The sequence below is a fragment of the Pseudoalteromonas sp. MM1 genome (genome assembly GCF_030296835.1).
Taxonomy (GTDB): domain Bacteria; phylum Pseudomonadota; class Gammaproteobacteria; order Enterobacterales; family Alteromonadaceae; genus Pseudoalteromonas.
In genome coordinates this window covers 3,085,003-3,107,968 of the sequence record NZ_AP027922.1, presented here as the reverse complement: position 1 = coordinate 3,107,968, position 22,966 = coordinate 3,085,003, and the positions used below count along the sequence as shown (strand labels likewise).

Below are 22,966 nucleotides of genomic sequence, written 5' to 3'. Positions count from 1 at the left end.
ACTGCGTACAAGGCACAGCTCATGTATACTGCGCGCCGAGTTAGCCAAGATAATCGCTGCCTGTGACGAAAATGATCAGGGGGAGGAAAGTCCGGGCTCCACAGGGCAGAGTGCCAGCTAACGGCTGGGGGGCGTGAGTCCACGACAAGTGCAGCAGAGAGGAGACCGCCAACTTTCGGGTTGGTAAGGGTGAAAGGGTGCGGTAAGAGCGCACCGGGCCGCTAGTAATAGTCGGTTGCAAGGTAAACTCCACTCGGAGCAAGACCAAATAGGGTTCTATCATTTTAAATAATGAACGCGTGGCCCACGTGAGAACCGGGTAGGTTGCTTGAGCCATAGAGCGATTTATGGCCTAGACGAATGATTATCACTTTCTTCGGAAAGGACAGAACCCGGCTTACATGGCTAACTCACTCATTCAACAAAAAAGCCCGCAGTTAATGCTGCGGGCTTTTTTGTGCCTAAAATTAAGATAAGTTACTAATTTTCTTCTATTTGTTAGCTGCACTCATTAGTATTTCAGCTTCACCATGTACTATAAAATGAGACTTTGAGCAGCGTATACGTGGTGCTTTTAATAGTGAAGAACCTAAAAAGTTTGAAGCCTTCGCAATGAAAACAAAACATGCGTGGCAAAAGTGGTCACTATTATTAGCCAAGTATACAGGCTCAAGGAGTACAGAAATTTATCAGTTGAGAAAGCCTAATATTCGTATTGAAGATGATATTAACTATATATTGGTTACTGATGAATACGAATCACAATGCCTCAAAGCGAATAACGCTAAACGTAAAATTCCTATCCATAAACGCTTAATCAAACTTGGTTTTTTAGAGTATGTAGAGCGGGCGCAAGAGCGTATTCTCTATGAAATAACTTCAGCTGAGAGTATCACTAGTTGGTTTGGTCGTTTAGTTGTGGAGCTGGAAATACCGAGTGTGAATGAATTAGATGAACTACGCAGTTATCACAGCTTCAGACATACTTTCATAAGTAATATACGTAATAATCATTCGTTTGTTCTTTCATTGATACAACAGGTTGTTGGGCATGAACTTTCTAAAGGTGGTATAACTTATAAATACACGCATGGTGGTGCTAGTATATATCGACTTAACGAAGTAGTTAATTCTTATCACATTACCAAATAGACATTGTATAATTTTTACTTGAGTAGTCTGCCTGAGTGACCCAAATTAGTTTTCGATGACTTTTGTTTTTAAAATGTTAATATCAAAATTGGGTTGTTTCCGATTATTACAAGGACTTTTATGGCAAAGCCTATTCAACTTCAAAGTGGAATTAGTTTTCAAACTCAATCTCAAGCAATTGAGTACTTTAAAAAAATACTGAACACCGAAACAGTTATTTCTAGGTCTCACCCTGAATTTGCTAATGTACTTGCACTTTACCTCCGCCATCACGAATTTACATGGAAGTCGGGCTCTGAAGATAACATAAACATGTTTTGTATAAAGAATACTGGACAGTTTAATACTAAATGCTTTCACGCAATTCACTTTGATGATTCAACAGATGCTGATTGGAGCTATAAATCAGCTATAACGGCTAAAGAAAAAACTAACTTTCAATGTTTTACTGATGCGGCTAGAAGCCTATTAGAATCTAGTGAGTATAAATTTAGAGATAAAGATTTCACTTACAAATGTGAAAAGTTCATTGAAGGCTTTGATTATAAGGTCGATAACTTTCCTTCTAGCTGGATATCTAAACCCGATAAACTTCAATATCGATCAAGTCTTACTAAAACAATTTCTGGTAAATTCATTGATTGGTATAAAAAATATGAAAATTAATCATTACGCATCAGTTGATAAAAAGACCTTTGATTCATGTATAGGTTCTATTGAGCACGAATATGATATTAATGAACTCAATACCAAAGTTAGACTTCATTACCTAAAATTAAATGGGAATGGCGAACCAATGGTTAAGGCTCTAGCCAATCTGTTATACGAATACATTATTGACTATTGCATATCTTCTGCGAACCGCCCTGACGTTTTAACAGCCAGAGATTCAACTAGATTAACTAAAGAAGCACGAAAACTCTTTAGGCACCCTGAAATTGGAGAGAACAATCCTGATAGAACGGGAGAGGCTGGCGAATTACTACTTTTTTTCCTTGTTGAAGCTGTATTAGGTGCCCCTCAAATTGTGTCAAAAATGGAATTAAAAACAAATCATCGAGATGAGGTGAAAGGATCCGATGGGATACATGCAAGATATAGTGAACAAGACGATATGGTCGACTTTTTCTTCGGAGAAGCAAAGCTCTATATAGACCCTATCTCTGCCATCACAGCAGCTTTGAAAAGCATCGATGACTTTCACAGCGTCGATATGCTAGAGCATGAATTTACGATGGTTACAAAGCATTTTAAGTACTCAAATGATGAAACTAAAAAATCCATTTCATCTTTGATCATAAGTGGAGAGGCTGGTCCGAATGTGAGGCTTAACCATGCATGCCTTATTGGTTATAACTTTAAAGACTTTACTTCTTTAGATGGGTCAACGCCAAAGGAAATGACAGCAGATTTTATAAGCAAATTTTTAAGTGATTCTGAACGATTGACAAAATCATTATTTTCTAAAGTTGATAATATGAAGTGTAAACAGCTTTCATTCGAAGTGTTTTTTTTACCTTTTCCTTCAGTAGATGAATTTAGGAATGCCTTTAATAAAGCCTTGGACTAATAGGGATCTTATGAATAGCAAAAAGGATATGCCTCGGTTGTTAAGGGAGTTAACCAAGGCAAGTGTTATAAAACAATTACCCAAGAGTTTTGTACAAACAGATTCTGTAGAAATAACCGACAAGCAAGTATCTGCACTAGTAAGTTACTCTTCAATTTTATCCCTTGGGGTAGGTGAAGACATTAATAAGTCTTATGAGATTATAACGCGTTTGTTAGAGCATAATAGTGAAAACACGTTGGTTAAATCTGCTGCAGAAGTAATTTTGTCTAGAATTGGTAACTTCCCTGGTAAAAAGTTGCTCGAAGAAAGGCATGGTTTGGGTAACAGTATATCAGCGCCACTTCGCTTAGAAATAATAGCAAGGGAAAGTGAAAATACAATTTATTGTGATGACCAAGAAATCCAGTTAACAGACTTTCAGTTACAGCTGTTTAACTCTTTAAAAGTGGAGCGAAACCTAAGTATTTCAGCTCCAACATCAGCTGGTAAGTCTTTTGTTTTGAACTTGTCATTGTCAGAGCAAATTAGGGACGGTAATGGGGAGAGCATTGTTTATGTAGTTCCTACTCGAGCACTAATTTCAGAGGTTTCAGGAAGGGTTCGAAGCGCAATAAAAAATATTGGTTCAGATAAAGCTATAATTCGTACTGCTCCTTTTCCTATTAATCGTGAAAAAGTAAAATCTAATGTTGTTTATATTTTTACTCAAGAGAGATTATTTAGTTTCTTGAGCTCTAAAGATATATTGCCACATATTGATACTCTTATCATAGATGAGGCCCATGAAATTCAAAAAGGTAAGCGCGGGATTATATTACAGGCTGCTGTAGACCTTGCACTAAATAAATTTAAAAATGTGAAGTTACTTTTCGCTAGTCCGCTAATAAATAATCCAGAGTACTTTTTATCTCTATTTAATCGTACAGATAATGGGAAGTTTTTTACTGAGGTAGTTTCACCCGTTGCTCAAAATATACTTCTAGTTAATCAAGTTCCAAAAAAAACAAAGCGCTTATCTGTAACGCTTGTCGGTGAGCGAGAAAATATTCAGATTGGAGAGTTTGATATCCCTTTTGTATTAAGGAAAAGTATTGCGGATCAGATTGCTAATTTTGCTCTGTCACTATCTGGCGGAGATAGTGCTGTTATTTCGTTTTCAAACACTCCTATAAGCGCAGAAAATAGAGCTATTGCGGCGTCTAAAATAGCACCAAAAATTGATATCTCACCTGAGTTAGAAGTGTTTGTTAATTTTGTTTCTAGTGAAATACATCCTGAGTATTCTTTACTTTATTGTTTAAAGAAAGGGATAGCTTTTCATTACGGAAATATGCCATCACTTTTAAGAAGTGGTGTAGAGGAATTATATAAGCAAGGAAGTATCACCACTATTTTTTGTACTAGTACGCTTCTTCAAGGTGTTAATTTACCAGCTAAACATATTGTGATAGAAAACCCGAAGTCAGGGGAAAATCCTATGTCTCGTTCTGATTTTTTAAATTTAGCAGGACGATCTGGTAGGTTATTACATGAATTTCATGGAAATGTTTGGTGTATCCGTCCTCAAGATTGGGATAGTGAATGTTACAAAGGTGATAAGTTACAAACTATTTCATCAGCGATAAATAACTTGATGATTGATGGTGGAACTGAGATTCAAAGGGTACTATCGGGTAATTATACTGATCATCTCGATGATAAAAGTTCTGACGAAGCGAATATTGCCGTAGGGAAGCTTTATAATGATTATTTAGATGCCAAAGATTCTTTATTTCTTGAACAATACCGATCAGAGAATAATTCAGATTCAATAGATTTAACTAAACACTTAATTGAGTCTATTCAAGTTACGCTTCCACCTGAAATAGTCAAAAATCATCAAAGTATTCGACCTGATTATCTCGAAAGGCTTTATTTATACCTATCTTCACAAAATATTTTAGAAAATTTCTACCCAATTTATCCTTATACACAAGGCGCGAAAGCTAGAGTTGAAGAGATTATAAAAGTGTTAATGCATTGCTTTGACTGGGATATTCATGAGAGTTATGTACCTTGGCTTAGCTTTCTTTCATATCAATGGGTTTGGGGTAAGCCTATTGGTCAAATATTAAGTGGGCGAATTACTTATTTAGAAGAGAAAAAAGGGAAGAGAGATGTAAACCCCTCGACAGAGATTCGTAATTGTTTAAAGTCATTAGAAACTGATGTCAGGTTTAAGATGGTAAAGTACTTTTCTGCTTACATTGAAATTATTAGGTATGTAGCTGAAGAAAGAAAGTTATCGACAAATGAAGAAATTGAGGCTTACCATATATATTTAGAATTTGGTTCATGTAAAAAAAGCATTTTGAATCTTATGTCTGTAGGTTTATCACGTTTTACAGCTTTGCACTTAGATCGTGTTTTCAAATTTAATGAGCATGATGAGCCTGAAAACTATATTAACCAGATAAAAAAAGTAGATATATCTTCTTTAAATATCCCAAAGCTATGTGCAAATGAGCTTATCAAATTTATTTAAGAAACTTAGTTGTTGTATATTAGCTGAACTTGTTCTTAATGAGCGTGAGAAGAAGATTTTGAATACGGCAATGGAAATGATAAGTTTGTGTATTTTAAGGGATTTTTCTACTCTACATAACTAGTCAAAACAAAATAGAGGTATTCATCATTTGATTTGACTCCCCTCGCTCAAAGATATAAGAAAGCTTTAACAACACCGGTCAGTCGAGTACATAAACTCGTCGCGGCTGGTTCCATTTTTAGTAAAAGGATGTACGGTGAAAGACGATAGCCAGATAAAAATAGAGAAAGATTTACCTGCAAATATTGAGCAGCTGAATGTGAGAATGAAACATATTGAACAGATAGCTCAAACAGTAGAAATGATTGCTGAAAAGGGTTTTACGGCCGCAGAAAAATACATCGATAATAAAGCCGAACAAGAGCAGTTGGATGCAGAGTTAAGTGATAAACAACATAGAAGATCAGTCTTTGTTTTATTTGGTGTTGTATTACTGGTTTTTGTTTTAGTGATGACCGCAATGCTATTGAAACAATTTGATTTAGTTAAAATTATTTTAGCTTCAACCCTTGCTGTTGGTGGTGGTGCAGGTATTACCAACCTTTTTAAAAAGAAAACTTAGAATAGTATAAGTTAATTATCACAAGTATTATAAGTCACCGTAACCAACTAACGTTAATACATATTAACGTTAGTTAGTAATGGTAAATCAAAGCTTTCTATGGAGCACACACCTAAGTTTAATCTATAAACGTGCATAAATACTGTGCCAAAGTCTGTATATTTTCCCTTACTAAAAACTATAACATATTGATTTTTAGTTTTTTATATTATTTTCCCTGTTGACTTACATGGCTAACTCACTCATTCAACAAAAAAGCCCGCAGTTAATGCTGCGGGCTTTTTTGTGCCTAAAATTTGATTAAATCTTTGTTGTTTTTAAGGTTCTAGCTGGCCTTTTTTAAGTCGCTTACTTAATGCTGGTTGCGATATACCAAGTAACTGTGCAGCTAATGATTGATTTGAATTGGCACGCTTCATTGCCTCGGCGACTAATAACTCTGCCGCTTGTTTTAGTGTAGGCAAAGTGGATGACGACTCAAACAGTGGTTTTGAAAGCTGGGCATGCATATCTATTGTGGGCACGGCGCTGCGTACGCTTTCAAACGCTTTCATAGATAGTGCGCCGCTTTGGTGGGTGCTCATTGCATCAAAGGCCATGGCGCGCAGCTCTCTGATATTGCCAGGGAATGTATAGTTTTCGAGTAAAATTAATAGCTCTTTTGGAATACTTGCCATCGGTTTATTAAATTCTTGTGCGGCAAGCGTTAAAAAGTGCTCTAGCAGTAAAGGGATGTCTTGTTTGCGCTCCCTAAGTGGTGGAATATTCACATGATGAATTTTTAAACGGTAGTATAAGTCATTTCTAAATTCGCCATTTTCTTTTTTAGTGAGTAAGTTTTGGTGAGTGGCTGCAATAATGCGCGCATTGATGCGTTTTGGGGTGTCGCTGCCTACTGGGTAATACTCGCCTTCTTGCAAAAGCCTTAATAACTTTACTTGTGAGGCGAGGTTTAAATCGCCAATTTCATCAAGAAATAATATTCCGCCTGATGCACGCTCTATCATACCTTTACGGGCTTGCTCTGCGCCCGTAAACGCGCCTTTTTTATGGCCAAACAAGGTATCCGAAAATAAGTTATCATCAAGGCCGGCTACGTTTACACACACAAGCTCACCACTGCAACCGCTGGTTTCGTGAATGGCTCTGGCTATAAGTTCTTTGCCTACGCCACTTTCCCCGGTAATTAAAATAGGTTGCTGGCTGTTTGATATAGATTCGATGTAATTAAACACCGAATGCATTTGATGATCCACACTAATAATTTTAGAAAACGCAGAATGCAGGCTTGTTTGATTTTCTAGTAGGTAGCCGCGCATGGCTTGGTTTTCTAAGTTTAGCTCTTGAAAACGCACCACCTGCATTATGCTGTTACTTAGGCGTTCGGGATCTTCTGTTTTTACATGATAACCATAAGCACCTAATTTTATACATTTTACAGCGGCTTCAACTTGGTTAATGCCGCTGATGATCACCACCGAAATGTGCGGAAAAAGCTCGGTAATTTGCGCAATAAGTTCATCACCACTGATATGTGGCATGTTTAAATCAAGCAATACAACACGAATATTTCCTTGGTTTAGTTTAGCTATTACATCGCGGCTATCGTTACATTGTACAATGTTGTTAATGCCGCAGTAGCGCTCTATTGCAAACGATATGCTTCGTAAAAAGCTGTTGTCGTCATCACAAATGAGGACCTCAAAACTAGGGTATAAATTAGTATTCATAGTTCACTCTCGTGTTGTAATAAGGGTAGTGAAAGCTTTACTTTTGTGCCTTTACCGAGTGTTGATTTGAAGGTGAGTTGGCCTTGGTGATCTGCCACGATCCCTGCTGATACAGAAAGCCCTAAACCGGTGCCACCCGATTGCCGTTTGGTGGTATAAAACGGGTCGGTAAGCTTAATTAAGTGCTGTTGATCAATGCCTACGCCTTGATCTTCAATGCTCAGCACAACCTGATTGTGTTTAGTATGGAAATAGCTGGTGATAATGATTTTTTGCGATTTGTCTTCAAGCGCTTGGCAAGCATTTAAAATTAGATTAACGATTACCTGCTCGATGCGGCTGCCGCTGCCTTTAAACAAAGGTAGCGAATTGGCTAAGTTAACCTCTAAGTGGTCTGTAGCGTTTTTAATTTGGTTTGTGACTAAGCGAATAGAGCGGTTTGTTAGTAAGTTTAAATCTAATTGCTCTGTTTTTTCGTGCGATGTTTCACCTTTTACCGCAAAGTTTTTTAAATCTTCTACTATGCCTTTTACTTTGTTACTGGCGATGTGCATATCGTCTAAAATTTCTGGCAACATTTGTTTGAAGCGTTGGTAGCTTACACCCGCAATAAGAAAGTCGCCATGGCGTGCTTGGTGCTCATCGAGTATGTCTGTTGCATCTTCAAAGGCTTCTTTTATAAACGGAAAATTCAAAGTTAAAATGCTACATGGGTTATTAATTTCGTGGGCCACTCCCGAAACCAACACCCCCAAAGAGGCCATTTTATCAGCATGAAGTAGCTGTAACTGCTGCGCTTGTAGCGCTTTGGTGCGGCTTTCTACTTTTTTACGCAGGGCTTTGTTCCATATTATCACTACGGTACTAATTAGTAGCAGCACCACTACACATATACCCGCGATTACCCCAGCTTTTGACCATGGCGATACGTTTAACGGGCCAAACCATTTGTCGTAAATTTCTTGCTGGCGACCAGTGTTTTTTAAAATAGCTAAACCTTGAGTAAATTGCGATAACAGTGCTTCATCTGCGGTTTTAGTGGCATAACCATAAAGCCTGTTTCTTTCTAGGCTAGAAATAGCAGTAATGTTTGATAGCCCTAGTTTTTTACTTAAATACAAGCCAGGTAAGTTTGAAACTACAGCAAAGTCATAGCGCCCAGAGGCGAGCAGGCGCAGAGCATCGGCGTGCGTTTCAACGGGTATGAGTGTTATTTTTAAGCCAGAGTCTTTTAACATATCAAAGGCTGAGCCGTTATTTTGAACAATCACACGAAAACCCTCAAGCTCTGTGTAGTTGGTAATTTTAGGGCTATTGTCACGCGCAAAAATAGAGTGGTTTACAAACGTATGCGGGCTAAATTTATATAGGTCGGTGCGCTCGGGTGTGGCGGCCATACCTTGTAAAATATCTACATTTCCGCGGTCAAACTCGGCTCTTATTTCGGCCCAAGGCATCAGCTTTATTTTTATATTAAGCCCCATTACCGCCGCTATTTCTTGGCTAAGCTCTACGTTATAGCCTGTAAGCTCGCCATCTTCGTTAATAAACTCATAGGGTGGATAGTTAAAATCGCCGCCCACTATTATTTGTTTAGGCTCAGTTAAATTAGCCTGCGCTAAGCTGTTTAGGCTATTGATCGCCATTAGGCATAGTAGCGCTATTTTTAGTACATAAAACCAAGCGTTTTGTTTATTGAACAAGTGTGTAAACCTCTGCATTTTTAGTTTGAGTTAGTCCGTTAGTTAATTGTGTAAGCAATACAAATAAAATGGCGTTTATATTCCTTTTACAGCTGCAAAATGGTTATTTTTAGTTGGCGGAAGGGGACTATAGTCTGTATTTTAATTTTATATAAATTAGGTACTAACGAATTTGGCATGATTTTAGGTCTTATTTATTTGCATTATAAGGTAACTAAAAATAAGTTATCCATGAGTTTTGATACTAACTAGGTAGGTTATGTCTTTTTACTGCTAAAAATAAAAGCGATTTAATAACAGCTATTAAATCGCTTTTATTTGGTTGGGGGAGTGCGCTTAAAACTTCATGTTTAGATTTACTTGAATGCGATCGCGGCCATTGTTGTTAGTGGGTATATCATTATTAATATTATCCACGCTGTACCACCTTAAATCGGCATTTAAGTTATCTGCAATTTTATAATCTAGTTGTACACGCGTACCTTTAATATTGGTGTATGAACCCGGTGTATTAGTTTGCGTAAACGCGCCGTTCATAGGTAGTGCATAAGCTTCGGTACGCAGCACGTAAAAACGCAGGCCAAACTCTTTATTAATTTGATAGCGTGCATGTACGGTATAGGCGGTGTTTTCAGTGTCGGCTTCACTGGTGTAGTAATCGGCTGCAAAGCGCACTGGACCATAGCGTACATCAAGGTTGTAGGTCATTACGTTACCCGCTTGGTCATCATCAAGCCCTGACTCAGCACTGGCGTACGCCGTATCGGAGGCACTTACAAAAATGCCGCCAATACCTGCTTTGACTTTTACGTTATTAAATTCAGTAGCGTATACACCTTGCAGCTGTTGCCAGCTGGCATCGCGTTTGCCTTCGCCATTATCAACATTTTCTTCAAGGATGATGTGCCCTGCATTAACACTAAACGCGTTGTTACTCCAATTTGCTTGTACACCTTCGAGCGCTATATCGTCACGAAAAAGCAGCTCTGATGAATGCATATAAACGGGGGCCGCTTTACCAATATATACTTGGGTGTTACTAAGCCCTGTGTATTTCATAAAGGCGCGATCTAACCCAAAGTCATCGTTATCGCTGGTATCGGTGATGCCAAAGGTTTGGTGGGTTGAATCGTGCTGGCTTGAGGTTGTTCTAAAGCGCATTTGTGCTGACCAGTTTTCGGTCGCCGCGTATTTAATGCCAAAACGAGCACGCAAACGAGCGCGGCTTGTTGAGTCAATTGTATCGCCTTCGGTGCGCTCAAAACGCATACGCATATCGCCAAATAGCTTAACGGCTTCAAGGCCATTTAAACCTTCAATTGTAATATCTGCGTGGGCAGGTTTAGCTAAGGCAATAACACCTAATGCAACGGGTAAATATATCAGTTTACTAGTCATGGTTTGTTCTCTATCAAATTACTAAAACGCAGGCTATTGCTTAGCGGGTTGAGCCGCTGTGTTGTTTTGGTTGTAAAGGGTTTCGTCAAGCTCGCCTTCGCTTTTGCCAATTAATAAAGTAACCATTAAATCGCCAGTTACATTTATGGTAGTGCGCGCCATATCTAGAATTCGGTCAATACCGGCAACTATTGCAATGCCTTCTAGTGGTAAGCCAACGGTGGTCAGTACTAGCGAAAGCATAATAAGGCCAGCTCCAGGTACACCTGCGGTGCCTACAGAGGCTAAAGTAGCTGTAGCAATAATGGTTAAGTAATCTGTTGTGGTGAGGTCAATACCAAAGGCTTGGGCAATAAACAGCGCTAATACGCCTTGGTATAAAGCAGTGCCATCCATGTTAATAGTGGCACCTACTGGCAGTACAAAGCTTGATACCGTACGCGATACCCCTAAGTTTTGGGTCGCGCATTTTATGCTGGCAGGTAAGGTGCCAGAGCTACTTGTGGTGGTAAAAGCAATAATTTGCGCTTCAATAATACCTTTATAAAAACGTTGTGGGTTAAGCTTGCCTAGTAGGCCTACAAAGCCGCCACCCAGCACTAAAACGTGAATAATACAGCCTAGGTACACTAAGCCAATTACCTTTATAAGTGGTAGTAATACATCCAGTCCGTACTTGCCTGACACCCACGCCATTAATGCAAATACACCGTATGGTGCAAGCTTCATTACAAGCTCAGTTAATTTGTACATTGCATCGGCTAGGCTTTCAAACATTTTGCTAGCGGGTTCGCCTTTTTCACCAATTAGGTTTAAAGCAATGCCTAAGCTCAACGCAAACACAATAATTTGTAAAATATTACCTGAGGCTAGTGAGCCTACAGGGTTTTTGGGTACTAAACCTACAATGGTGTCTACTAGAGTAGGGCTAGGTTTTGCATCCGCCACTGTGGTTGCAACCATATTTAAGCCTGCACCAGGTTCAAACAACAGTCCAAGGCCTAAACCAATGGAAATAGCTACTGCGGTGGTGGCTAAATAAAATACGATTGACTTAACACCAATACGGCCCATTTTGGTGGTGTCTTTCATTGAGGTAACGCCAACAATTAATGAGCAAAATATAAGCGGTACAATTAACATTTTAATGGCGCTAATAAAGAGCTGGCCAAGGGGTTTTATATATTCAGCATTATTGCCAAGCAGCATGCCGGCAAAAATACCCGCTATCATACCTATGAGTATTTTTAGCCAGAGCGCCATTTTTTTAGGCTCGTTGTTATTAATACTTGTTGTACTGGTCATAATGTTATTCCAATTATTTATAATTTTAGTGGGAGCTATTTAACTTTTGCTTAGGACGTTAACGCGTATATCGCACTGGCACGTGCACAGGCCGTAAAAGGGGCTTGCAAGGATATGGGCAAGCTCTTGTTAGCCTTTTTAGATAGGGGTTGTTTGTACACGTGCATAATTAAGCTCTAAAGTTGTTAGATTATTGTTATTGCATTAATAATGCCAAGCGAGATTTTGTTAATAACATATTGAATATTATTGGTTTTATTGTTTTTGATTGGTGGTTTGTTAATATAACTTTTTGAATAATTATTAATAATGAAAGGTGCGCAAAAGGCAGTTTAATCGATGGGCGTTTAATAACTCATATAAAATCAATAGGTTGCCATATGTATAACTTTTATTATTGATATAACAAAAGTTATATTTAATGCATTAATTAATCATATTTTTTGATTTTTTAAGGTTTAAAACATTATTAAGTTGTAAATTGGCTGTATATGGTTTTATTTTCTCTTATAACTTGAACTTAAATAATATTTTTACCCTGCTCAGGATCGCGTGATTTTTCTGCTTGATCACGAATTTCGTCGGTATCACTGCTTACATCGTCAACGGTTTCATTTTGTTGCTGCAGCTGCTTATTGGTTTGCTGAGCAGTTAAAGGCTGCTCAGTGTTGCTGGTGGGCTTTTGTGTATTATTCTCATCAGGTGTGCTGATTAAAATACGCTCGCGCGCATCGTCTGGCATACTGATGTTTTGAGTAGTAAATTCGGTTACTAGCTCTCTCATTAACTGCGAGGCCACTTTTAACGGACTGTGTTGTTCGCTATTGACCCAAAAAAACAGATTAAAGTTAATTGTTGAGCTGCCTAAGTTATTAATCAGCACTTGTGCAGGTGGCTCAGTAATAACGCCAGTTTGCTTATTAGCAATTTTAAGGGCGAGCGTTTGGCAGTAACGAATATCGTTATCGTATCCTATGCCAATCACCACCTTGGCACGCATTTTTGGGTTTGCGGTTAGATTTTTAATGGTATTTTTGTAAACCGTGGCGTTGGGTATTTGTATATGGTTGCCATCGTAATCAACTAAGGTGGTTGCGCGAGCAGTGACCTTTTTAACCACACCTAAGCGGCCATCTACCTCTATTACATCGTCTATTCTAAATGGTCGTTGCACACTCAATAGCAAACTAGCAATAAAGTTCTCTGCTATGTCTCTAAAAGCAAAACCTAATATTAAACCTATTAATCCGGTACCGCTCATAATGGCAATAGCAAATTCGGTAAGTCCTGCTAAACGTAAAAATAAATACACGCCCAACAATAAAATTAAAATGCTAATCCCGCGCTTGGCCACTAAGTGCACAAGTTTACTGTCGGTCATATAAATGAGCGGTTTTACTAACAGCTTAGACAAAGGACTGGCGACAAAGTAGCTAATAGTTAAAAGGATTAAACCTAATAAAAGAGTGGGTAATATTTGCGCTGTGGCGTGAAGTAATTGCACACTTTGGGCGTATAAATACTGCCAACTGAGCACGCTTTGTGGGGTGTTTAAGGCATTCACAGCCGTGGTGTTCACTGCAATTAGCATAGTTATAAGGCTGTTCATGGCGTATTACCTTGGTATTTTAAATAATCTAGTAAACAGCAAGTTTAATACCAATGCTATAAATGCAGCTTGGCAAACTTTTTGCTCAATATAAGATAAAAAGGAGCAAACAATGAGCAATCCTAAACGAGGGCAGCATGCCGAGCAGCCAGTACATATTCCGGTTATTGGTTGGTGGGATATAGCCAAACGTATTTTTAAGCAAATGAGCCAAGATAATTTATCCTTGGTTGCAGCGGGCGTTGCGTTTTATGCTTTACTTGCTATTTTTCCTGCTATTGCTGCCATGGTTTCTGTGTATGCGTATTTTTCATCGCCCACCGATATTAGTGAGCATCTGAGTAAAATAGTTACCTTATTACCGCAAAGTACCAGTGATTTAATCTTATCTCAGGTTTCGAGCTTGGCTCAAACCTCTAACGCCAGTTTAAGCTTAAGCGCAATTGGCACACTTATTCTTACTATTTGGAGTAGCTCTAAAGGCAGCCAGGCACTTATTACAGCTTGTAATATTAGTTACCACGAATACGAAAAACGCTCATTTTTTCATGCTCAGTTGGTGCGTTTTTTATTTTCGGTAGGGGCTATTTTAGTGGCCATTTTTGCTTTGCTAATTATAGGTATTTTACCCATAGTACTTAATTTAGTGGGCTTAAAAGAAAGTATAGACTTACTAATAAAGTTAATATCGTGGCCATTACTCGCCTTTATGTTTAATTTTGCATTGGTGCTTTTGTATCGCTATGCACCACACAGAAAACCCGCTAAATGGCGTTGGATCACACTTGGCTCTTGTATTGCGACTGTATTATGGATTTTAGCCTCAATTGGTTTTTCGTTTTATGTTTCTCACTTTGCAAGCTACAACGAAACCTATGGTTCGTTGGGTGGGGTAGTGATTATGCTAATGTGGCTTTATATAAGTGCCTATATTATTACGCTTGGGGCGGTAATAAATGCGGCGACCGAACAACAAACAGCGAAAGATAGTACCAAAGGCCCCGCTAAAGAGCGCGGTAAACGCGGAGCCTATGTAGCTGATCACCTTGATGTAGATGAACCAACAAACTCTTAGTTGTGTTTGTTATTACACAAGTTTATTAAATGCTGAGTAAATGTTTGACCAACAGGGCCTAATCGATCATTGTCGGTGCACATTAAATAGAGCTTTAGGGAGCGGGTTGTTCCTTGCTCTAAATTAAGGGGCTTAAGTGTATTGTTTTTAAGGTGGGGTTGAATCTGCGCGCTAGGCAACCACGCATAACCAAAGTTTTGGCTAACCATATCAATAGAGTTACGTAAGTGGCTTACTGTCCAGCGCATATCAGCGCCAAGCCAGCCATCGTCATGGCTAGTGTGCGTTGCTGAGTCACGGACAACTATTTGCCTATGTAATTTAAGCTCTCTGTAGGTTAGTGGTTCAGTGCGCTGATGTAAGGGGTGATCAGGGTGCGCAACGGCAATAAATTCTATATCGCACAAGCTATGGCAGTTAATGCCATAAAGCGCAATAGAGGTAATGGCTAAATCAACCACTGCATTGGTAAGTAATTCGTTTGCGCCGTTAAGTACGCTTTCTATCAGTTCTATTTTTACCAGCGGGTATTGCTCATTAATATGGCTTAGCGCTTGGTACAATAAATGTTGTGGAAACACTTCATCTACCGCTATTTTTAATGTGCTTTCTATACCTTCGCTTAAGGTTGCGGCAACCGATTCTATTTTGCTGGCTTCATCTATTAAAAATTCGGCGCGGCGTAATATAAGCTTACCGTTATCGGTTAAATACGCTTTACGGCCTTTTACTTCAAGCAATTTTACTTGCAGTGCCGACTCTAACTTTTGCACTGCATGGTGCACGGTTGATTGGCTTTTAAATACCGCGCTACTCGCACCGGCAAATCCACCATGCTCTACAACAGCTTTAAACATTCTCCATTGCTCGAGTGTTGCCTTTGCCATTTTAAACCTTGTTACTACTTACTATTGATTACATTACCTGACCGTGTAGACACTTTATTTATTGCGTAACAACTTATTTATTATTGGCAATCACCATTTTTTTGCTGCTTAGCAACGTCATAAACTCTTTTTTAGGCACCGGCTTTGAAAACAAATAACCTTGCCCGTAGTCGCATCCCGCTTTTAGTAGTAGCTGCATTTGTTGCTGCGTTTCAATTCCTTCGGCAATAACTTTGAGCCCAAGCTGGTGGGCCATTACAATAATGGCTTCGCATAAGGCAAGCTCTTGGCTCCCAGCTTTAATGTTATCAATAAAGCGCTTATCTATTTTTAAGTAATCGGTGTCCATTTCTTGCAAGTAAGCGAGCGATGAATAGCCGGTGCCAAAATCATCCAGTGCTAATTGCATTCCCGATTGCACTAATGTTTTTAAGCGGCTTTGTGTGAGTGGCTCTGGGTTGACCATCAGGCCTTCTGTGATCTCGGCAACAATTGAGGTGGCAGGGAGTTTGGCTGCTTTTAAAATCTCACACCAGTCATCAATTCCACTGTCGGTTGTAGATAGCTGAACGGGCGAGACATTGATACTAATTTGAAATTGCTCTCCCATGGTGGTGTTTATTTCTTTTAGGGTGTGTACGGCTTGAGTAAATACAAATTGACCCAGCGCATTTATTTGCCTAGTTTCCTCAGCAAGCGGTATAAACGTCGTCGGCGAGACTAACCCTTTTTTAGGATGATGCCAGCGAATAAGCCCTTCGGCTTTGTGAATGTGTAAATCGTTTAAGGCCACAATAGGCTGATAAAATAACTCAAATTGTTCAAGCTCTATAGCGGTGCGTAAATCTTTTAGTAACTGCATGCGCGCCTGTGCATGAATACGCATATCTTTTGAAAAAAACTCAAACCCATTACGGCCGTTATTTTTAGCTTTATACATGGCTTGGTCGGCAGCTTTTAATAGCAGCTCTGTGCTTTGGCCATCGTTAGGTGCACATGCAATGCCCATACTGGCGCTAATAAACAGCTCTTCGTCTTCAAGCTGTATACTTGATGAAAGACTTTGCAATACATTACTGGCAATTTGGTTTATATGGCGAGCACTTTTAACATGGTTGTATACAATCACAAATTCATCTCCGCCAATACGCGCGACAAAACTGGCGTTTACCGCTGCTTGAATTATTCGCTGAGAAACTAATTTAAGTAGGTTATCACCATAATGATGGCCTAATGTGTCGTTGATATCTTTAAAGTGATCAATATCGAGCAACATCACAACAAGTTCGCACTTTTCATCAGTTACATCTTCAAAGCGTTTATTTAAACGCTCTTTAAGCTCTAACCTATTTGGTAGGTCGGTTAAGTGATCAAAGTGAGTTTTTCGCCATATGGTTTCATCGGCTTGTTTTTTTTCTGTTAGGTCGGTAAATATAGCCACCCGGCGAGTAGGCATGTTTTTATCGTCGTAAACGGTATCTATGATCAGGAATTCGGTATAGGTGTCGCCATTCTTTTTACGATTAATTATCTCACCCTGCCAACGGCCTGTTTCCCTGAGCTCACCCCACATTTTTTCATAAAATGCTTTTGAATGTTTACCAGACGCTAAAATACGACTGGTTTTACCTATCGCTTCTTCTTTGCTGTATTGAGTTGTTTCGCAAAACGCAGGGTTTACGTCATAAATAACGCCATCAGGGTCTGTAATCATCATCCCTTCACTGCTATTACTGTATACAAGCGACGCTAAATGAAGCGCTTTTTCGTTGACCTTTTTTTGGCTTATATCTCTTAGAACAATAATGTATTCATTATGACTAAGCGTATTTATTCTTGCTTCAAAATAGTGCTCTTTAGATTTTTTAAGCAATGTAAACTCAACGGTTTGTGAGCCCTCTAAAGCACCTAAATGAGAAAGTAATAACTCGGCGTTGGCCTTAGGGAGTACATCGGTTAATTTTAAAGCTTTGTCAGTTTCAATGCTTAGCAAAGGGCTAATATGCCCGCCAACATACAGTACTTTACCTTGGGCATTTATACGTATGTAGGTATCGGGTAAAGCATTTAATAAGCTCATTAATTCGTTGTGCTTATTTTTTAATTTTGCCTCTGCAGATAGCCGGGTTTGCGCCATAACAGCAAAACGGTCATAAAGGGCACGCAGCTCTGGGCTGTTGGGCTTTTTAATATGTTTAGGCATAGCGCCATCTGCTAGTTCATCTGTGGCTTTGGTTAAATTAGCGATAGGCTTAAATATACTTTGTTTTATTAGGCGCCTAGCTAGCAATACCAACAGAGCAATAGCCGATAAAAACGCAAAAATAGTTTTAGCAAAGTTTTTATTAACTGTATTAATAAAGTCTTCAACCGAAACGGCTATATAAATATCTAAATTATTATCATGGTCGTCTTCGTATATAACTGAGCGATGAAAAACCTGGTTTTCGCCTTCAGCATTCTTAAATACGGTTAACGAGCTTTTTTCATGCAGTAAATCTATGTCGGTAATTTTTTGGCCTAAATCACGTGGTTGATTAGGGTAATTGGCAAGTATTAAGCCATTAGAGTCGGCAATAACAGCTTTAGCATTATTAGGTAATTTAGCTTCACTTAGGGCTATATTCCACCAATTCAGCGCAATAACGGTAACTAGTGCGCCTTTAAGTTGGTTATTACTATCTATAATTGGGTAGGCAAAATTGACACTTTGCGCTTGAATACTTCGGTCGTATTGAAAATACCCCACCGAGAAACTTTTATTACTAATGGCATTTTGAAAATAAGTACGATCGCTAATATTAATATTTTTACTACGGCCATTGGTTACACACTGTAAGTCGCCGTTTTTATCAACAATACCTATATTTGCAATATTCTGATGAAGGGCTTTTATTTCATAAAAATAGTTAGGGCAAGTTGTGGGGAGCGTTTGATTATTTGCAGTTTTATCGGCTAAATAAATAGTAATGCGTTTAACATCATCAACCATGATTTTTTGATGTTGTGTCAGGTGCTTAGCTATGTTTACTATTCTTTCTTCACTTTTTTCTATAGCAGCATCACGCTCATACCATAGCGTAAATACCGCTACTGCGGCACCTGGAATGCTAAGTAGGATGAGTAACCTATACAGCTGACTTTTAAGTGATGAAGTAAAAATAAGTATTCCTTAAGCTCTGCGTCCCTAAAAAGTGATTGTAGACATAAAAGCTGAAAATAACCATACAAAATATAGGGTTGTATTAAAAAGTTATTATAAATCAGTTTAAATCTGTGCTTTTAATCATGAAGCTTATTATGCCAAATAAGCGAATTATCGATGTAGACACTCTTTTTTCTAAAAAATAGAACGTTTTGCTCGATTTAAAGACATAGTTGTATTGCTTTATGAATGCTTTAATAAGCTTATTAATTAATCTACTACAGTATTTTAAATATGAATATAGCAAAATTGTTAACAGCTTATCGAACACAAGATGGTGATGGTGTAAACATTAGCCGAATACCTGGTTTTGATGGCAAATATCTCGACCCCTTTTTAATGATTGATGAGCTAAAGTCTAACAATGAAAGTGACTATATTGGTGGCTTTCCACCGCACCCTCATCGTGGCATAGAAACTTTTACCTACATTATTAAAGGTGGCTTTGAGCACCAAGATCAAATGGGCAACAAAAAAGCGATCCGCTCTGGTGATGTACAATGGATGAGCACAGGTAGAGGCGTTATGCACAGTGAAATGCCATTGGCAGATACAAAAGAAGGGCTGCATGGCTTTCAAATTTGGATCAATATGCCCAGCGGCGAAAAAATGCGTGCGCCACGCTATCAAGACACGACACTAAATCCAGCACCTGAAGTAACTAACAAGCAAGGCGTTATCTTTACTGCACTTGCGGGGAATTGGCAGTTTGACAATTACACGCTAACGTCGAGTTTGCAGAGCTTAGCGGCCAATGCTGCACTGGCCAATGTTACTCTCCCTGTTAATACACGCATGCAGTTAGCAGGGCTTAAACAGCGTAAAGTAATGATTTATGTTCATACAGGTGAGCTTATTTCGGGTGATGGGCAAACCTTTAATGCTGGCAAGTTACTTATACTAAGTGAAAACAGTGACATTGACGTATCTTCAGAAAAGGGTGCGGGAATACTTATTTTAGCTGGTAACCCGCTTAATCAGCCTATTGCACATATGGGCCCGTTTGTAATGACCACGCAAGAGGAAATTAAACAAGCGGTGCGTGATTATCAAAACGGTGAATTTGGCAACATTTAATCGTTAATTGAGGAGGTTATTATGGGTTTATTAGTTGATGGCCAATGGCAAGATAAATGGTACGACACTGACTCGAATAATGGTAAATTTAAACGCGAGGCAGCAAAGCTTCGGAATTGGATCACAAAAGATGGTAGCCCAGGGCCTACAGGAAGCGGCGGTTTTAAAGCGCAAGCAAATCGCTACCATTTATATGTTGCCTTAGCGTGCCCGTGGGCGCATCGCACACTTATATTTAGACAGCTAAAAGGTCTAAGCGATATTATTAGCGTATCGGTAGTTAGCCCAGATATGCTAGATAATGGCTGGAGCTTTGATATAGGTAACCTAAGTAGCGGCGATGATTTACTTAATAGTGAATACTTGCATCAAATTTATACTAAGCACGATGCAAATTACAGTGGGCGAGTAACTGTACCTGTGCTTTGGGATAAGCAGCAAAATAAAATTGTTAGCAATGAATCTGCAGATATTATTCGTATGTTTAATACCGCATTTAACGAAATTACTAATAATACGGATGACTATTACCCACAGTCATTACAAGCAGATATTAACGAAATTAACGACCTTGTTTATACCAATATTAATAACGGGGTATATAAAGCGGGTTTTGCAACCACACAAACAGCATACGATGATGCATTTACTGCGTTATTTAAAGCACTTGATAAAGTAGAGGACATACTAAGTAAAAATCGTTACCTGATGGGGGGCACATTAACCGAGGCAGATTGGCGTTTATTTACAACACTTATCCGGTTCGATAGCGTGTATGTAGGGCATTTTAAGTGTAATTTACGCACTATTGAAAGCTACCCAGCGCTTAGTAACTATGTACGTGAATTATACCAAATAGAGGGAGTAGCCAGTACGGTTAACTTTGATCATATTAAGCGACATTACTATTTTAGCCACACAATGATCAACCCAACGCAAATAATTCCAAAAGGGCCGGCATTAAACTTTAGCCAAAACCATAATAGATTCGAGTTGGGCTAAGAGGTATTAGAAGGCATTATAGTAAGTAGCAATTGCACTTTTAAAAACTTTTATAAATGCAATTGCTGCTATGCAAATAATTTTACCAGCCAGCCGTATTTACGCACAAAGCTGGTTTCGCTTTTGCCAGCTTGAACTGTTGCTCCGGCTAAAAAGGCTGATGCCAATCCTACCTTGGTGGCTGCAAAGCGCTTAAAGCGATACTTTATTGCCGCATGGTGCTGGCGCTTTAATGCTTGCTGTAAATCCATTTGCGTATTTAACGTGTCAACGTTCTCATTGGGTTCTTTAATTAGAAAATTAACGAGCATGATTATTTCCTTATAAATTTAAAAGTTGCTTCACACTTTTAATCGTTTTACTAAAACCAATTTTATTACTTAGGTATACGGTATTTCGCCAAAGCCAAATTAAACAAAGTATTTGCGCGAGTGCAGCAATAGCGAAGCTAAGCCAAACCGAGCCAAATAAATCATATACACCGTAGCCAATTGCACCTAGTAAGCCGGCCCACAACAAAATCAAACCACTGGCAAAACATCCTAAAAATATAGTGATCAACGCCATTGATCGTAACGACAGCTTCCACTCAGCCTTTGCAAGTTGGTGCGTAAGCTTTCCTTGCGTTTTATAATCCTCCTTGAGCTGGTCAGAATATTCAATGATCTTTGCTATATGATCCTGCCAATCATCCTTTTGGGTAGGGTCATCGGTTGTTTGATTTTGAGCATTACCATCCGTGGTTGCTGTTGTTTGTGAGCTACTCATTATCTATTACTTACGACGAAATAATGACGTTACAAGCATACCCGCTGCAAAAGCAATCCCCGCTGTTGCTAGCGGATTTTCTGAGGCAAAAGCACGCGTTTTTGCGCTGCACTCAGATAGTTTTTCACGAGCAATAAGTTGTTTTTCGCTTAATGCTTCTGCAGAGCTTGAAGCGCCTTTACGTACGCTTGACTCAGCAACCGATGCCTTGCTTGAAAGTGCATCTACTGCATCGTGTGCTACAGACGTTGCTTTTTCAGTCAACGGTGCCTCACTCTCTTTTTGTTTAAGATCAGATTTCATGTTTGTTTCAGTATTCGGTTTTGTATTTGTTGCAGTAGCCATAATCAATCCTTAATAAATAAAATAAAAAAATTTAACTGGTGCTATAGCAGATGCAACGATTAAACCAATTATTAAGAAGTGGGTTAATAGGCTGATTTAGTTGATTTTATTTGTTTTTTGTAGGATGCGGTAGGTTAAATAAAAAGCAGCATGAAGTAAGTATTGCTGCTGCGCTAAGTAAATTTTACATGGCTATAAATTACATACTTTTTTTTGTAATTATTCATTGATTATTCAGTAAGCAAATTATGTAAACCAAACGTTATTAGTAACGCTTTAAAAAAATTTTATCTGCTACCTCCACTTTTTCCCACGTAATTCAATCGCTTTGCGTAAAGCCTTATTTTTTCTAGCTTAGCGAGACGTTAAAGCTGGTCAGCTTACTTGACAAAAAGGCTTGTCAAGCCCTAAACTGGAGCACTGTGGTAAAAAGTGGTTTTTAGTGGATCTAACTGGATCAAATTAATCGAAACTCGATTACACAATTTAAAAGTAGGCTTTTTATGTTTCGTGGCGCTAGTTCACTGAGCTTGGATGATAAAGGACGTTTTGCGGTACCGACTAAGTACCGAGACGAACTGCTGTCTGAAGATCAAGGAACGGTTATATGTACCATTGCGCTAAACGAACCGTGTTTATGGTTGTATCCTCTTGCACAGTGGCAAGAAATAGAAAGCCGCTTGTCTAAAATCTCTAATATGAATCCACGCGCTCGCCGAATGCAACGTATGTTGTTAGGTAATGCCACAGAGTATCAACTTGATAAAAATGGTCGAATTTTGCTGGCGCCTTCATTGCGTAGCCACGCAGAACTTGGCAAAAAGATCATGCTAGTTGGTTTAATGAATAAATTTGAAATTTGGGATGAAGCGCGTTGGCACGAACAAATGCGCCAAGACACTGAGCTGGAAAGGCTCGGCGATTTTGAAGCAAACCAAGATTTAGATAATTTCACACTCTAACGGCACTAAAAAAGGCAAACACAAGC

General features: G+C 38.8%; 19 protein-coding genes and 1 other RNA gene. 10 read left to right on the top strand and 10 right to left on the bottom strand.

All coding sequences use genetic code 11. The features are described from left to right. Nucleotides 1-37: 37 nt before the first annotated feature. The 6 genes from rnpB to QUE46_RS13935 all read left to right on the top strand — a co-directional run bounded on the left by rnpB (nucleotide 38) and on the right by QUE46_RS13935 (nucleotide 5,874). Nucleotides 38-416, top strand: an RNA gene (rnpB, locus tag QUE46_RS13960) — RNase P RNA component class A. 196 nt (nucleotides 417-612) lie between these two features. Then, nucleotides 613-1,152, top strand: coding sequence for a tyrosine-type recombinase/integrase (locus QUE46_RS13955; protein ID WP_286245282.1), 540 nt, complete (start codon nucleotides 613-615; stop codon nucleotides 1,150-1,152). Between the two features lie 120 nt (nucleotides 1,153-1,272). Then, a complete protein-coding gene (locus QUE46_RS13950) occupies nucleotides 1,273-1,818 on the top strand; it encodes a DUF3223 domain-containing protein (RefSeq protein WP_286245281.1) in 546 nt (181 codons plus the stop codon). Then, nucleotides 1,808-2,722: a DUF1837 domain-containing protein gene (locus QUE46_RS13945; protein WP_286245280.1), complete on the top strand. Its 915-nt coding sequence runs from the start codon at nucleotides 1,808-1,810 to the stop codon at nucleotides 2,720-2,722. Before QUE46_RS13950 ends, QUE46_RS13945 begins: the two co-directional genes overlap by 11 nt. A 10-nt stretch (nucleotides 2,723-2,732) precedes the next feature. Beyond that, nucleotides 2,733-5,249, top strand: coding sequence for a DEAD/DEAH box helicase (locus QUE46_RS13940; protein WP_286245279.1), 2,517 nt, complete (start codon nucleotides 2,733-2,735; stop codon nucleotides 5,247-5,249). A gap of 259 nt (nucleotides 5,250-5,508) precedes the next feature. Next, nucleotides 5,509-5,874, top strand: coding sequence for a hypothetical protein (locus QUE46_RS13935; protein WP_286245278.1), 366 nt, complete (start codon nucleotides 5,509-5,511; stop codon nucleotides 5,872-5,874). A gap of 317 nt (nucleotides 5,875-6,191) precedes the next feature. Here QUE46_RS13935 and QUE46_RS13930 read toward each other — a convergent pair whose 3' ends face one another. The 5 genes from QUE46_RS13930 to QUE46_RS13910 all read right to left on the bottom strand — a co-directional run bounded on the left by QUE46_RS13930 (nucleotide 6,192) and on the right by QUE46_RS13910 (nucleotide 13,601). Beyond that, nucleotides 6,192-7,604, bottom strand: a complete 1,413-nt coding sequence (locus QUE46_RS13930) for a sigma-54 dependent transcriptional regulator (RefSeq protein ID WP_286245277.1) — start codon at nucleotides 7,602-7,604, stop codon at nucleotides 6,192-6,194. Then, entirely contained in the window at nucleotides 7,601-9,307 is a 1,707-nt protein-coding gene (locus tag QUE46_RS13925; protein ID WP_286245276.1) for a transporter substrate-binding domain-containing protein, read from the bottom strand. Before QUE46_RS13925 ends, QUE46_RS13930 begins: the two co-directional genes overlap by 4 nt. A gap of 336 nt (nucleotides 9,308-9,643) precedes the next feature. Continuing rightward, the gene (locus tag QUE46_RS13920; RefSeq protein WP_286245275.1) at nucleotides 9,644-10,705 is read right to left on the bottom strand and encodes a putative porin; all 1,062 of its coding nucleotides are present in this window, start codon (nucleotides 10,703-10,705) and stop codon (nucleotides 9,644-9,646) included. Between the two features lie 33 nt (nucleotides 10,706-10,738). After that, nucleotides 10,739-12,010 (bottom strand): dicarboxylate/amino acid:cation symporter, encoded by a 1,272-nt coding sequence (locus QUE46_RS13915; protein ID WP_286245274.1) that lies wholly within the window; start codon nucleotides 12,008-12,010, stop codon nucleotides 10,739-10,741. 520 nt (nucleotides 12,011-12,530) lie between these two features. After that, nucleotides 12,531-13,601: a mechanosensitive ion channel family protein gene (locus QUE46_RS13910; RefSeq protein ID WP_286247771.1), complete on the bottom strand. Its 1,071-nt coding sequence runs from the start codon at nucleotides 13,599-13,601 to the stop codon at nucleotides 12,531-12,533. Between the two features lie 130 nt (nucleotides 13,602-13,731). Here QUE46_RS13910 and QUE46_RS13905 point away from each other — a divergent pair, with 130 nt between their 5' ends. Further along, nucleotides 13,732-14,694, top strand: coding sequence for a YihY/virulence factor BrkB family protein (locus QUE46_RS13905; protein WP_286245273.1), 963 nt, complete (start codon nucleotides 13,732-13,734; stop codon nucleotides 14,692-14,694). Here QUE46_RS13905 and QUE46_RS13900 read toward each other — a convergent pair. Both QUE46_RS13900 and QUE46_RS13895 read right to left on the bottom strand, forming a co-directional pair. After that, nucleotides 14,691-15,581, bottom strand: a complete 891-nt coding sequence (locus QUE46_RS13900; RefSeq protein ID WP_286245272.1) for a LysR family transcriptional regulator — start codon at nucleotides 15,579-15,581, stop codon at nucleotides 14,691-14,693. The genes QUE46_RS13905 and QUE46_RS13900 overlap by 4 nt on opposite strands. Before the next feature lie 73 nt (nucleotides 15,582-15,654). After that, on the bottom strand, nucleotides 15,655-18,750 hold the full coding sequence (locus QUE46_RS13895; RefSeq protein ID WP_286247770.1) for an EAL domain-containing protein: 3,096 nt from the start codon (nucleotides 18,748-18,750) through the stop codon (nucleotides 15,655-15,657). Nucleotides 18,751-19,020: 270 nt separating this feature from the next. Between QUE46_RS13895 and QUE46_RS13890 the strand changes: the two genes are divergently transcribed. Further along, on the top strand, nucleotides 19,021-19,863 hold the full coding sequence (locus QUE46_RS13890) for a pirin family protein (RefSeq protein WP_286245270.1): 843 nt from the start codon (nucleotides 19,021-19,023) through the stop codon (nucleotides 19,861-19,863). A gap of 21 nt (nucleotides 19,864-19,884) precedes the next feature. Next, the gene (locus tag QUE46_RS13885; RefSeq protein ID WP_286245269.1) at nucleotides 19,885-20,865 is read left to right on the top strand and encodes a glutathione S-transferase family protein; all 981 of its coding nucleotides are present in this window, start codon (nucleotides 19,885-19,887) and stop codon (nucleotides 20,863-20,865) included. A 68-nt stretch (nucleotides 20,866-20,933) separates the two neighbouring features. Here the strand turns inward: QUE46_RS13885 and QUE46_RS13880 are convergent, their stop codons facing one another. The 3 genes from QUE46_RS13880 to QUE46_RS13870 are packed head-to-tail and all read right to left on the bottom strand — an operon-like array spanning nucleotide 20,934 to nucleotide 21,978. Beyond that, the gene (locus tag QUE46_RS13880) at nucleotides 20,934-21,176 is read right to left on the bottom strand and encodes a hypothetical protein (RefSeq protein WP_286245268.1); all 243 of its coding nucleotides are present in this window, start codon (nucleotides 21,174-21,176) and stop codon (nucleotides 20,934-20,936) included. A gap of 10 nt (nucleotides 21,177-21,186) precedes the next feature. Further along, nucleotides 21,187-21,633: a hypothetical protein gene (locus tag QUE46_RS13875; protein WP_286245267.1), complete on the bottom strand. Its 447-nt coding sequence runs from the start codon at nucleotides 21,631-21,633 to the stop codon at nucleotides 21,187-21,189. A gap of 6 nt (nucleotides 21,634-21,639) precedes the next feature. Beyond that, entirely contained in the window at nucleotides 21,640-21,978 is a 339-nt protein-coding gene (locus QUE46_RS13870) for a DUF883 domain-containing protein (protein ID WP_286245266.1), read from the bottom strand. 503 nt (nucleotides 21,979-22,481) lie between these two features. Here QUE46_RS13870 and mraZ point away from each other — a divergent pair. Next, a complete protein-coding gene (gene mraZ, locus QUE46_RS13865) occupies nucleotides 22,482-22,940 on the top strand; it encodes a division/cell wall cluster transcriptional repressor MraZ (RefSeq protein ID WP_286245265.1) in 459 nt (152 codons plus the stop codon). The last annotated feature ends 26 nt before the right edge of the window (nucleotides 22,941-22,966 follow it).

Coding starts and splice junctions, on each gene's coding strand:
- QUE46_RS13955 (WP_286245282.1), top strand. CDS start 613: ATGAAAACAAAACATGCGTGGCAAAAGTGGTCACTATTATTAGCCAAG.
- QUE46_RS13950 (WP_286245281.1), top strand. CDS start 1,273: ATGGCAAAGCCTATTCAACTTCAAAGTGGAATTAGTTTTCAAACTCAA.
- QUE46_RS13945 (WP_286245280.1), top strand. CDS start 1,808: ATGAAAATTAATCATTACGCATCAGTTGATAAAAAGACCTTTGATTCA.
- QUE46_RS13940 (WP_286245279.1), top strand. CDS start 2,733: ATGAATAGCAAAAAGGATATGCCTCGGTTGTTAAGGGAGTTAACCAAG.
- QUE46_RS13930 (WP_286245277.1), bottom strand. CDS start 7,604: ATGAATACTAATTTATACCCTAGTTTTGAGGTCCTCATTTGTGATGAC.
- QUE46_RS13920 (WP_286245275.1), bottom strand. CDS start 10,705: ATGACTAGTAAACTGATATATTTACCCGTTGCATTAGGTGTTATTGCC.
- QUE46_RS13915 (WP_286245274.1), bottom strand. CDS start 12,010: ATGACCAGTACAACAAGTATTAATAACAACGAGCCTAAAAAAATGGCG.
- QUE46_RS13910 (WP_286247771.1), bottom strand. CDS start 13,601: ATGCTAATTGCAGTGAACACCACGGCTGTGAATGCCTTAAACACCCCA.
- QUE46_RS13905 (WP_286245273.1), top strand. CDS start 13,732: ATGAGCAATCCTAAACGAGGGCAGCATGCCGAGCAGCCAGTACATATT.
- QUE46_RS13900 (WP_286245272.1), bottom strand. CDS start 15,581: ATGGCAAAGGCAACACTCGAGCAATGGAGAATGTTTAAAGCTGTTGTA.
- QUE46_RS13890 (WP_286245270.1), top strand. CDS start 19,021: ATGAATATAGCAAAATTGTTAACAGCTTATCGAACACAAGATGGTGAT.
- QUE46_RS13885 (WP_286245269.1), top strand. CDS start 19,885: ATGGGTTTATTAGTTGATGGCCAATGGCAAGATAAATGGTACGACACT.
- QUE46_RS13880 (WP_286245268.1), bottom strand. CDS start 21,176: ATGCTCGTTAATTTTCTAATTAAAGAACCCAATGAGAACGTTGACACG.
- QUE46_RS13875 (WP_286245267.1), bottom strand. CDS start 21,633: ATGAGTAGCTCACAAACAACAGCAACCACGGATGGTAATGCTCAAAAT.
- QUE46_RS13870 (WP_286245266.1), bottom strand. CDS start 21,978: ATGGCTACTGCAACAAATACAAAACCGAATACTGAAACAAACATGAAA.
- mraZ (WP_286245265.1), top strand. CDS start 22,482: ATGTTTCGTGGCGCTAGTTCACTGAGCTTGGATGATAAAGGACGTTTT.